This window comes from Aquabacter spiritensis (assembly GCF_004346185.1).
Taxonomy (GTDB): domain Bacteria; phylum Pseudomonadota; class Alphaproteobacteria; order Rhizobiales; family Xanthobacteraceae; genus Aquabacter; species Aquabacter spiritensis.
Map to the genome: position 1 here is coordinate 213,257 of NZ_SMAI01000008.1, position 12,279 is coordinate 225,535.

5 protein-coding genes are annotated in these 12,279 nt (G+C 66.9%); 4 read left to right on the plus strand and 1 reads right to left on the minus strand.

What is annotated here, in order from left to right:
• Positions 1–13 precede the first annotated feature (13 nt).
• The 3 genes from EDC64_RS14110 to EDC64_RS14120 all read left to right on the plus strand — a co-directional run bounded on the left by EDC64_RS14110 (position 14) and on the right by EDC64_RS14120 (position 3,413).
• Entirely contained in the window at positions 14–1,540 is a 1,527-nt protein-coding gene (locus EDC64_RS14110; RefSeq protein ID WP_132032387.1) for a glycosyltransferase family 2 protein, read from the plus strand.
• A 366-nt stretch (positions 1,541–1,906) separates the two neighbouring features.
• Complete coding sequence (locus tag EDC64_RS14115) at positions 1,907–2,200, plus strand: acyl carrier protein (RefSeq protein WP_132032389.1); 294 nt, start codon at positions 1,907–1,909, stop codon at positions 2,198–2,200.
• Positions 2,163–3,413, plus strand: a complete 1,251-nt coding sequence (locus EDC64_RS14120) for a beta-ketoacyl-[acyl-carrier-protein] synthase family protein (protein ID WP_132032391.1) — start codon at positions 2,163–2,165, stop codon at positions 3,411–3,413. Before EDC64_RS14115 ends, EDC64_RS14120 begins: the two co-directional genes overlap by 38 nt.
• Positions 3,414–3,459: 46 nt before the next feature.
• Here the strand turns inward: EDC64_RS14120 and EDC64_RS14125 are convergent, their stop codons facing one another.
• On the minus strand, positions 3,460–4,206 hold the full coding sequence (locus tag EDC64_RS14125; RefSeq protein ID WP_132032393.1) for a phosphocholine cytidylyltransferase family protein: 747 nt from the start codon (positions 4,204–4,206) through the stop codon (positions 3,460–3,462).
• A 996-nt stretch (positions 4,207–5,202) separates the two neighbouring features.
• On the opposite strand from EDC64_RS14125, the gene EDC64_RS14130 reads away from it, so the two are divergent.
• A partial coding sequence (locus tag EDC64_RS14130) for a beta strand repeat-containing protein (protein WP_207916082.1) occupies positions 5,203–12,279 on the plus strand: 7,077 nt, incomplete at its 3' end.

Sequence of the window (12,279 nt, forward strand, 5' to 3'; positions counted from 1 at the left end):
AAGGCGTGCCCTCATGCTCCTAATGCTCGCTTTCGGACTGGTCACATTCGCTGTGGCGATCTACGCGGTCTTCGAAGCGCGCATCCTCCTCGGCTTCTGGCATAAGGCGCGGCACGGACGCGCTGGGCAAATTCTGCCGAAGCCGAAGAAGAAGCGGACCAATAAGCCCGCGCCCGACGTCACGGTCCAATTGCCCATCTACAATGAAGGGGCGGTGGCGCTCGACCTGATCCGCGCGGTCAGCCGGCTCGACTATCCGCGTGACCGCCTGCACATCCAGGTTCTGGACGATTCCACCGATGGGACCTCCGCGCTGATCGCGCCCGAGGTCAACCGGCTTGCCAAGCTGGGCCTGGACATCGCCCATATGTGCCGCGACGATCGCGAGGGATGGAAGGCAGGCGCGCTGGCGGCGGGCCTTGCCGTCTCGGACAGCGAATTCGTCGCCATGTTCGATGCCGACTTCCTCCCGCCCCCGAACTATCTGCGCAGTGTCCTGGTGGAGGGATCGGCGTTCGACGATCCTCAGGTCGCCTTCATCCAAGGCCGCTGGACCTATTCGAACGAACGCCAGAACCTTCTCACGCGCGCGCAGGCCATTTTGCTGGACCGGCACTTCGTGATCCAGAAGCCGTTCCAGATGGCGGGCGAGCGAACGATCCTGTTCAACGGCTCCGCCGGAATCTGGCGGCGCGCCGCGATCGATTCGGTCGGGGGCTGGTCGGCCGATACACTGTGCGAGGATATGGACCTCAGCTATCGCTGTGCCCTGAAGGGGTGGATCGGCACCTACGAGGAAAGCCTCGTCTGCCCGAGCGAGATCCCCGCCAGCCTCTTCGCCTTCAAGCTCCAGCAGCGCCGCTGGGCCAAAGGCAGCGCGCAGTGCGTGCGCAAGCTCGCCGTCGACATCATTCGCTCGAAGCAGCTGCGGCACAGATGGGACGATCTGTACGCGGCCCTCGGCTATGTCCTGCACCCTTTGCTGCTCTCCTATACGCTCCTGTGGCCCTGGGTGGTACTGGACGAGGGTGTCTGGGCGGTCACGTTCGCCGGTCAGATGAGCCTCACCGCCGCAAACCTGATCGGCATCCTCGGCTTTGCTCTCACGTCGCTCATTTCCCGCAGGGGGGCCGGGTTCCGGTCCCTGCGCGACATCGGCTTCGCGCTGATGCTCGGCGCCTCGCTGATGATCAACAACACCTTCGCCTTCATCGTCGGCTGTTTCGAGCGGGCGAGCGTGTTCGAGCGCACGCCGAAGCAGGGGAAGGCGCGTCGTCCGTCGCGCGCCGGGTTCACCGTCGCCAAATGGTGTGTCACCTTCGAGCTGGCTTTCTCAACCTATCTGCTGGGCCTGGCGTGGTACATGATCGGAAAGGGCTTCTATGCGGAAGCCGTGCCGTGCGTGGCGCTGGGGTTCGGGATGGCGGGCGCGGTGCTCTACCAATATTTCGAACTGCCGGCCGCCAGCGAGCGTGCCCCGCTTCGGCGGTCCATCCCCGCACGGGTGCGCCTCGCGCTCCGCCGCAACACGGCCGAGTGACGCGCGGGGCCCGTCCCGGATGCCGTCCTATGCTTTTCGAGGCGCGGCTTTTCCCATTTCGCCCTGCAGACCGCAAAACCCTCCGATGACGGCCTGGTGGATGCACCCACCCGATGGCCAAAGCCGGAGAGTTCAAGCGCGAGCTCGGCCCAACTCGGCAGAACGGCCCCTCGGCGCGAGAAATCCATCCTCCGCGCAAGAGGGTCGAACCCAGAGGGTGGACCCGGACAAGGAAGCCGCCGGACACCGTCGATACTGGCTTGCCGACCAGCCGGAAGATACCACCGCGAGTGGGAAAATTTATCCAAGGGATGGTAAGAGGAACGAGGGACGGCGCCGAAATGGGCGGTCCAAGCAGGGGGCAGCATGATTGCAGGCCAAGACCCTTCCGGAGCGGGGGCGACCGAGGCGGATTGGTCGCCGTTGGAAGCGCGTGTCGTCGCGCTGATCCGAAGCGAGATCGAAGACAAGTCGGCGGTCCTGGCGCGCGGCACGACCCGCGACGCGGTGGCGATCGATTCCATCGACATCGTCCATGTCGTATTCGCCCTCGAAGAGCAGTACGGGGCGGTGGTCGATCTGAAGCCCGGAATGAAGTTCGACACGGTCGGCGATCTGGTCGATGCCCTCGTCTCTTTCATCCCCGAACACCGCCGCTGAGGGCATTGTGCGCCGCGCTTGCGCGGTGACGGGCCGAGGCGCCGTCTCGGCTCTCGGCCAGAGCGCATCCGCATTCGTGCGGGCGGTGCTTTCCGGCGAAGCGGCCATCGCTCCCCTGGAACACCGCCCGGCCGGTCTGAGGCTGACCGCTGGCGCCCCCATCCGTGGCTTTGTCGCGTCGGACCATTTTTCCGAGCGCGACATGTCTCAAATCGACCGGTTCACGCAGTTTGCCGCCGTCGCCGCCCGCGAGGCCTGGCGGGAAGCGGGGCTGGCCGGGCAGATCGAGGATCCCAGCCGGATCGGCGTGTTCGTCGGAACAGCCAATGGCGGAATCGATGCTCTGGAGCATAATTTTGCGCGCATCCTGGTGGAGAAGGTCAGCCCGCGCCCGCTGACCGTGCCGCAGGTCATGTCGAATGCGCCCGCCGTCCGGATTGCCGCCGACATCGGGGCCTGCGGTCCGGTTTTCGGCCTTGCCAGCGCGTGCGCTTCCGGGGCGCACGCGATCCTGGTCGGCGCCACTTTCCTCCGCGCCGGGCTGATCGATATCGCGGTCGTCGGCGGCACGGATTCCTGCTTCTCGGAAGGGGTCCTGAGAGCCTGGGACGCGCTGAGAGCCGTTTCGACGACCACTTGCCGCCCGTTTTCGGCGGGCCGCGACGGGATGGTGCTCGGAGAAGGCGCCGGCATTCTCGTCCTCGAACGGCCGGAAAGGGCTTTACGGCGCGGCGCTCGGATCCGGGGTCTGCTGCGCGGCGGCGGAATGGCGACCCGCGCCTCTGGGCTCCTCGCCTCGGATGCCGGAGGCATGGCGGACGCGATGCGGCTGGCGCTGGCGGACGCCGATCTTTCCCCCGAGGCCGTCGGCTATGTCAATGCCCATGGCACCGGGACGGAATCGAATGATCTGGCGGAGGCCACCGCCATCCGGGCCGTCTTTGGCAGCCACGCCGTTCCGGTGTCCTCAACCAAATCGATGATCGGCCACGCCTTGGGTGCCGCCGGCGCGCTGGAAGCGATCGCCACCATCGCCGCGCTGGAGCAAGGCACCCTTCCGCCGACGCTGAATTTTCTCGCCATGGATCCTGCCATCGGCTTCGATCCGATCTCCGGCGGCCCCCGGCGCACGGCGGTCGAAACGGCGCTCTCCAATTCCTTCGCCTTTGGCGGAGCCAATGTCTGCCTTGCCTTCAGTCGCCACGTCGGATGACCTCGCGCCCGCTACGCGGCGGGTCGGATCGCCCCCCTTTCCCTTCTCACTCCCTCGCCGCGAGCCGCGGCCACACGGTCGCGCGCGCACGGGCATACATCGCCTCGTCGTCGATTTCGGCCCAGACGAGATCGTCGATGCGCCGGAGCGGGAGCGGCACGCGGGTGGCGGCCGCGATCAGCCAGTCCTCGTAATCGCCCTTCGGGTCGGAGGTAAAAAATCTGTCCTCGGTGGCCAACAGAGCGGCGCGGAATGCGGCCCCGATTCGCGTGATGCCGACCAGTTCGCCGAAGGGCGGCCCCCGGCGCGTGGCGCACCGCTTCGACATGAAATCGAGGACCGGGCGCGGCGTGCCGCTTTGGGCCCAGATCCAGACCTCGTCGCCGCCGCCCGTCGGACCGGAAGCGAGAAGCAGCGAAGGATAGGTCTTGCGAAGCACGGCGGTGAGCGCCGCCTTCTCCCATATCGCATCGGCCTCGAGGAGCAGGAGCGGCCCCTCGGTCGCCGCGAGTCCGACCGCGAGGCTACGCGCAGACCCGCTCTCCGCGAAGTCCGGATTGTGGACCGTGCGAACGCCCGGCAGCCGGCGCGCCAACGCGTCGTAATGCGCGTGCAAATGCCCTGTGACGATGGTCACATCTCGGATTCCGGCGGCATTGAGGAGACCCACGGCGCGCTCGATGAGGCTGGTTCCGCCGACTTCCAAGAAGCCCTTGGGAATCTCGCGCCCGCGCGGCCCGAGCCGTACGCCGCGCCCCGCCGCGAGGAACACCGCCTGATCCACCCGCGCCATCCACCCCGTCCCGCTTTATCGGAGGCCCGGCCCGTGCCGGCCACGGCCTTTGCAACTTCATCTGGGGAGCTATTCTAGAACCGGATCCTTTCAAGTGGAAACAAGCGCGCTGTCCGAGAGCCTGTGCGCACGCCATGCCGTTTGAAGCGACGCGAAAGAAGACCCCGCAGGGCGCAATTTATTCCACGCCGCGAGGCGGTCGTCGGATCTGCCGGTCCGCATGCCTCTCACGCGGATCCGCGACGGTGCGACGGGCGCACACTTCGCCGACGGAGCACTCATCAAAGCGCGTCGCCCCATGAGGTGATTCGCGCCGGCGGCCGAGATGACCTACTTTAATACCTACATTAAACCGGACGTACCCTGCACACGTAACGCTCAACTGAATTTTTACAACCAACGAGACAGATGAACAATCACACTCGAATACCTATATGCCCGGAATTTTCTTATAATTTATGTATAATTTTTATCGAATTACATTTTACTTGATTGTAATAAGTGTTCAATTTTATTTTATATGTCACTTTTTGATAGAATCATATATGTAAGAAATGTATGACGTTTTTTACATTTCTAAAATTTTCCTTCACTAAAATATAGTGGACTAATAAATAGTTTTTACTTTCACCGCTGCTCTACCGCATGGATTCGTGCTTTACGAGCGGAGAGATTTTCATTTAGGCTTCGCTACAAATTTTCATGACTGGATCGTGGTGTCTCAATTTTCAGAGGCACAGGCCTGTCGGCGGCGCGATCTGGAAGGGGGCGGCTTTGACGCGGTTGCCAGTGCATTCCTGCCGGACCACTGGATTGGCGCGTCCCGCTCAGCCGGGTGCGTGGAGTTCTCGTCTGATCCTCCCGCGCTTGCTCAAAGCCAGCCTCGCCATGACCACCGCGCTCACTCCGCCGCGGTCTATTCCCCGGTCCAGGGTTATGGCCGGGATGGTCGGCCTCGCTTTGCTCGGGAGCACAGCCGTCCGCGCCGATAACTACATGGTCGAAACCCAGGTCGAGTTCGACGCCGCCCTTGCCGCTGCGGCTGCGAGCAGCACCTCGAATACGATCACCGTCGAGGGCGCTAACGGAATCGTGGCCCCCGCCGGCCTCAGTCTGCCCGGCAACGGACAGCCGCTCATCCTGACCTTCGCCCAAACCTCCGGCAGCCCCCGCTTCGATGTCGGCGCAGGGACCGGCAACATCTCTGCCCTGACCCTCGCCGACGGCGCCGAAATCAATTTCAACGTTTCCGCCGTCGCCCTCGGCATGAGGGTCGGGTACAACGGAGGAACCGGCACGGTCACCATGACCGGCGGCGCGATCACGATGAATGACGCCGCCTCCGCAGGTTATGGCGTGTTGTCGGTCGGCTATGGCGCAGACTCCACCGGCACCTTCACGCAGAGCGGTGGCGAAGTTGCCACCGGAGGTGCGCTCAATCTCGGCGTCGCAGGTGCGACCGGAAACTACACGCTCAGCGGCGGCAGCCTGCACCAGGGCACACGGGCCGGAACCCACGTCTATATCGGCGATGGGGCCGGCGGCATGGGCACGCTGACGATCTCAGGGACCGGCGCCTTCACCGCCGACGCCGGCAGTTATGTGGATGTCGGGACGGATTCCGGCACCGGCACCATCATCCAGCAGGCTGGCACCGCGACCTTCAACGGCGACTTCGTCGCGTTCGGCAGTGGCTCCGGCGGGACAGCCGGAACCGGCACGTACCAATTGGAAGGCGGCCAGCTCCTTATCAACAGCGGATTCTTCTATTTCGGCAATGGCGCCAGTGGCACGGGAGCCCTGGTTCAGACCGGCGGCACGCTCATCGCCAACACCGCCAGTAGCGGCCAGATCGCGTTCGGATCGACGGGTGCGGGCGCGGCGGGCAGCTACACCATCAGCGGCGGCACCGCGACCTTCTCGCAGGGTTTCACCCTCGCCGCGTCCGGGACCGAAGGCACCGTGAACCAGACTGGGGGCACGGTCTCGATCACCGGAGGGAGCCTGTCCTTCGGCAATGGAACCGGCACCTACAATCTCGACGGCGGCACGCTCGAGGTCGGCGGCGCGAACGGCATTCGCAGCGCCGCCGTCGCGACCACCCGTTTGAACCTGGGCGGGGGAACGCTCGGGGTCGTCGCCGCGAACCTGACCACCGACAGCAATTTCTCGACCTTCCTCGTCAGTGGAGAGACCTCCACCATCGACACCGGCGGCTTCGATGCCACCTGGAACAGCACCATCACCGGCGGCGGCAGCGATACGGTGTTCCGCAAACAGGGCACCGGCATTCTGACGCTGGCCGTCGCCAATGCCCTGTCGGCCGACATCGACATCGCGGCCGGCACGCTGGCGCTGACCAATATTGCTGCGCTCGCCACGGCCTCCCCTCTGACCGTCTTCAACGACGTGGCCGTCGGAAGTGGCGCCGTCTTCGACATCAGCGGCATCCCGGCGACGTCCCCCAATCCCTATTCCATCGTCACGATCGGCGTGCTTTCCGGCACCGGAACCGTCGATGTGGGCGCCAACGCGCTGGTCACCGTCATCGGCACCGGCGTCACCTCGGCCTTCGGCGGTGCATTCACAGCCGACGTCATTGCAGCGGACAGCGACGGGCTGGAAGCCTCATTGGTGAAAGCCGGCGACGGCACCCTCGTCATCGACGGCATGTCGATGACGAAGGGCAATTTCTACGTCATCGGCGGCACGCTCTCCCAGACCGCGGGTACCACCAGCCTCACCTATCTCGCCCTTGGCGAGGGCCTCACCAACAGCGTCCCCAACCCGGGCATACTGGACGTGACGGGGGGCGCGTTGACGATCGGCACGACGGTGCAGATCGGCGACTGGGGCGGCACCGGCGTCGTGAACCAGTCCGGCGGCACCGTCTCGCTCACCCCGACCTGCGGGGTCACGGGCGATTGCGTGGCCATGAATATCGGCAACCAGGGCGGCACCGGCACCTACAATCTCAGCGGCGGGCAATTGCTGATCGCCGGCGGCAGCCATTCGATCGGCCGCAATGCCACCAGCCGCCCCGCCAGCACCGGAACGCTCAATGTCAGCGGCACGGGCCTCTTGGAAATCAGCCCCAATGGCGCCTATGGCGAAGGCTTTCTCGTCATCGGCGACCGCGACCCGGGCACCCAGACGAACAGCACGGGTACACTCAACCAGAGTGGCGGGACCATGCGCTTCGTCGGCGCATCCTCGCTGTATCTCGGCGGCTACGGCGCAGGGACCTATAATTTCACCGCCGGCACGTTGGAGATCGGCGGTTCCAGCCTGAAGGGGTTGTATGGCGGGGGCGGGGGGACAGGGTCCTACCTGTTCAATTTCGGCAACGGCACAATCAAGGTCATCGGCTCCGCCCTGACCACCAGCGTCGCCGCCACGCTGACGGCCGGCACCACGCCGACCATCGACACCAACGACCTCGGCGCCACCTGGAACGGCGTGCTGTCGGGCGCGGGAAATCTGCTGAAGACCGGCGGGGGCACACTGACTCTGGGGGGGGCGAACAGCGGCTTTACCGGGGACGTGACGGTCGCGGCCGGGGGGCTGGCGCTGGGCCATGTCGCGGCGCTGAGCGCAGCCAACGACGTCACGCTCCAGTCCGCGACCTTGGCGACGACCGGGTTGGGCACGGGGATCGTGAGCATCGGGGCGCTCAACGGCACCGGCACGATCAATCTCGGCAATGCGCGCCTGCAGGTGAACGTCGCGACCGCGGCGGCGTTCTCGGGCACGATCACCGCGAACTTCACCAGCAATAGCGGCAACAATTACGGCCGCTTCGACAAGACCGGTGCCGGCACGCTGACCATCAACGACACCGTCATGACCGATCCCGTGGTCGGCTCGGGCGGCGAGTTCTACGTCACGCAGGGCACGCTGGCGCTGACCGCGGGGACGACCGCGATCCCCTATCTGGATGTCGGCTCGGGCACCAGTTCGGGCAATCCCAATGTCGGCCGCATGACCATCTCCGGAGGCTCGCTGACGGTCCAGCGCACCTTCTCGATCGGCGCCTGGGGCGGCACCGGCACGGTCGACCAGAGCGCCGGGACCGTCTTCATCCCCGACCCGGGCAGCTGCGTCAGCTGTGGCGGGCTCTATATCGGCAACCAGGCGGGAACCGGGACCTATAATCTCACCGGCGGCACGCTCGACTTCACCGGCGGCGTGCTCAATCTCGGCCGCACCAATTCCGCCAGCTCGCCCGCCTTCACCGGCCGGCTGAACCTGTCCGGCACCGGCGAGATCATCGTCCGCGACGGCGGTATCATTCTCGGCAATTGGCTGGTGAACGCCTCCGCCGGCGGTTTGACGACGGTCGGCATCGGCGACGGCATCTTCACCCAGGACGGCGGCACCCTCCGGATCGAGAATGCCGCCGACTTCTATCTGGCGGCGCGCGGCGACGGCACGTACAATTTCAACGGCGGCCTGCTGCAGATCGGCGGCACCTCGCTGCATGCCCTGTATGCCAATGGCGGGGGCACCCAGACCTTCAATTTCGCCGGCGGGACGATCCAGGTGCTCGACACCGCCCTGGTCACCGACGCGGCCATGTCGGTCAATCTGGTCGATCCGCTCACCAGGCCCCTCGGCTCGGTCATCGACACCAACGGCCTCGGCGCCACCTGGACCGGCGCCATTACCGGCGCGGGCATCCTGACCAAGGCCGGTGCCGGCACGCTCACCCTCGGCAATATCGCCACAACCGGCTATCTCAACCTCACCGGCGGCACCGTCAGCTCGACGGGCGCGACCAATTCCGTCGCCTTGCTGGTCGCCGTATCCGGCGGCACCTACGGCCTCGACGTGGCCAGCGGGAAAACCCTGAACCTGCTCGGCGATGCCGCCAGCGGATCGGCGGCGATTGTCTACGGCAACTCCACCCTGAACCTCGGCGGCAGCGGCACCTTGAAGGTCGCCGAGGGAAGCTTCGTGGTCGGCTATCCCACCGGCACGGCGCCGACGCTGGTGGCCTCCTCCGGCACCGTCGCCATGAGCGGCGCCAGCAAGCTGGACCTCACCTCCGCCGACACCACCCTGCTCTATGTCGGCGTCGGCGGGGGGGTCGCGGGCGTCACCGGCACCTTCACCCAGAACGACACCAGCCGGGTGACGATCGGCAGCAATCTGATCATTGGCGGCGACGGCGCCGTCGCCTCTTATGTCCTCAACGATTCCGCCACCCTGGTCACCGGGGGCACCAGCTTCGTCTTCATCGGCCTCAACGAGGCCGTCCGCACCGCCGGCACCAGCGGCACCCTGACGCTGAACGACAGCGCCGCATTCACCCTGACGTCGGACTATCTGTTCCTGGGCATGGCGACCACCGGGTCCGGCGGCGGGAGCGGCGACTTCGCCGGCGACGGCAAGATCATCCAGAACGACACCTCCGTCGTTTCGCTCGGCGGCAGCAGCGTCGCCATCGGCTTCGATGCCGGCGGCACCGGCACCTATGAGTTGAACGGCGGTACGCTGACCATCGACACCGCCGGCAATGGCGGCTTCGTGGTGGGCTCCAATGCCGGGGCCATCGGCCTTCTGTCGCAGGCGGGCGGTACCCTCACCGCCAATGAGAGCGTCACCATAGGCCGGGCCGGCACCGGCACCTATAATGTGAGCGGCGGCACCGCCAGCTTCGCCGCCGGCCTTCGGATCGCCGATGTGGCCGGCTCGACCGGCACGGTCAACCAGACCGGCGGCGCGGTCGCCATCACCGGGGGAAGCCTGAGCTTCGGGGCGGGCGCGGGCAGCTATAATCTCGACGGCGGCACGCTGACGGTCCAGGGCCTCAACGCCATCACCGCCAGCGCCGCCGGGGGCGACACGCTGAACTTCCGCGGCGGCACGCTGCGCGCCGGCGCCACTCTCAGCGCCAGCGCCCTGTTTTCCACCGTGATCGCAGCGGACGAGACGGCGATCTTCGACACCAACGGCTTTGCGATCACCTGGAACAGCGCCATATCCGGCGATGGCGGCCTCCAGAAGACCGGCACCGGCACGCTGACCTTGGCCGCCGCCGACAGCTTCACCGGCGCGGTCGCCGTCGATGCCGGAACGCTGGCTTTGAGCCATGCCGCGGCCCTCGGCGCCGCCAATGCCGTCAGCATCGGCGCCGGCGCCACCCTCGACGTCTCCGGCGTGGCCGGCGTCGCGATCATCGGCGCCCTCAGCGGCGCCGGCTCCGTCGCGCTCGGCACCGGCTTCCTGCTCGTCGACGTGGCCGCAGACCGGACCACCGCCTTCTCCGGCGACATCGCGGCCGGCTTCGTCAGCAATTCGTCCTATGGCCGCTTCGCCAAGCTCGGCGCCGGCACGCTGCTGATCAACGGCGCCACCATGGCCCGGTCGGGCGTCGGCACCGGCGAGTTCTATGTCGCTGCCGGAACTCTGGCGCAGAGCGCGGGCGAGACCGCGATTTCCTATCTCGACGTCGGCACCGGCACCACGAGCGGCGTGCCCAATTCCGCCGCGCTGGACCTGTCCGGCGGCGAACTGACCGTGGTCTCGACCCTGTCCATCGGCGCCTGGGGCGGTTCGGGCCAGGTCACCCAGACCGGCGGCACGCTGACGATCCCCGATCCCGACGGGTGCGATTCCTGCGGCGGCCTGCATATCGGCAACCAGGGCGGCACCGGCACCTATACCCTCTCGAACGGGACCCTCGACTTTTCAGGCGGCACCTTCAGTCTCGGCCGGGTCTCCAGTTCCGACAATGGCGTGTCCACCGGGACGCTCACCATCGCCGGCGGCACCGTCAACATCCATTCCGGCAATCTCATTCTCGGCAATTGGCTGATCGGGACCACCGGAATCGGCCACGGCACCATCACCCAGACCGCCGGGCTGCTGCATGTCGGCGCCGCGGGCGAGCTGTATCTCGGCGCCAAGGGCAGCGGCACCTACAATCTGAGCGGCGGCACGCTGGAGATCGGTGGCGCCAGCCTGCTCGGGCTCTACCAGAATGGCGGCGGCGCCGGCACCTACGCCTTCAATCTCGGCGGCGGCACGATCAAGGTCGTCGGATCGGCCCTCGCCACCAGCGTCGCCGCGACCCTGGTCGCCGACACCACCAGCACCCTCGACACCACCGCCTTCGACGCAAGCTGGAGCGGCGTGCTGAGCGGAACCGGCGCGCTCGCCAAAGTGGGGGGGAATACCCTCACCCTCTCCGGCGCCAACACCTATTCCGGCGGCACCACCCTCTCGGGCGGCACCCTCGCCCTCGGCCATGCCACCGCCCTCGGCGCCGGCCGGGTCTCCGTCACCGAAACCGCCACCCTCGCCTTCGGCGGCGCCTACAGCATCGGCAATGCCATCGCCCTGGCCGAGGGCCAGGTGGCGACCCTCGCATCAGGGGCAAACGCGGTCACGCTCTCCGGCGTCATCGACGGGGCGGGCGGTCTCGCCAAGACCGGCACCGGCACGCTGACGCTCACGGGCGACAACCTCTATTCCGGCGGGACGCGCCTCGCCGCGGGCGCGATCGCGCTCGGCAGCGAGACCGGCCTCGGGACGGGCACGCTCTCCTTCGCCGGCAGCGCGACCCTCGCGCTCCTCGCCGATCTGTCGGTCGGCAATGCGCTGATCCTGGACGAAGCCACCACCGCCACCCTCGACACCGGCGTGCACGCCGTCACCCTGAGCGGCGCCGTTTCGGGCGGCGGCAGTCTGGTCAAGACCGGCGCAGGCACGCTGACTTTGTCCGGCAGCAATGCCTATAGCGGGGCGACGAACGTCTCGGGCGGGACGCTGGCGGTGACCGGGACGCTGAGCGCCAGCGCCGTGACGGTCGGCGCCGGCGGCACCCTCGCCGGCACCGGCGCCATTGCCGGGGCGGTCGCGGTCGCGGCCGGCGGCACCCTTTCCGGCACCGCCGGGAGCGTCCTGACGCTGGGATCGCTGGTGCTCGACGCCGGCGCGTCGATCGCTGCAAACTTCGCCGGCCCCGCGACCGCCGCCCTGTTCGGCGTCACCGGCGACCTCACCCTCGACGGCACCGTCGACATTACCGGCCCGGCTTTGGAGATCGGCGTCTACCGCCTGTTCAGC

Excerpts from the sequence above, each read along its gene's own strand:
- EDC64_RS14115 (WP_132032389.1), top strand. The coding sequence starts at position 1,907 with ATGATTGCAGGCCAAGACCCTTCCGGAGCGGGGGCGACCGAGGCGGAT.
- EDC64_RS14120 (WP_132032391.1), top strand. The coding sequence starts at position 2,163 with ATGCCCTCGTCTCTTTCATCCCCGAACACCGCCGCTGAGGGCATTGTG.
- EDC64_RS14125 (WP_132032393.1), bottom strand. The coding sequence starts at position 4,206 with ATGGCGCGGGTGGATCAGGCGGTGTTCCTCGCGGCGGGGCGCGGCGTA.
- EDC64_RS14110 (WP_132032387.1), top strand. The coding sequence starts at position 14 with ATGCTCCTAATGCTCGCTTTCGGACTGGTCACATTCGCTGTGGCGATC.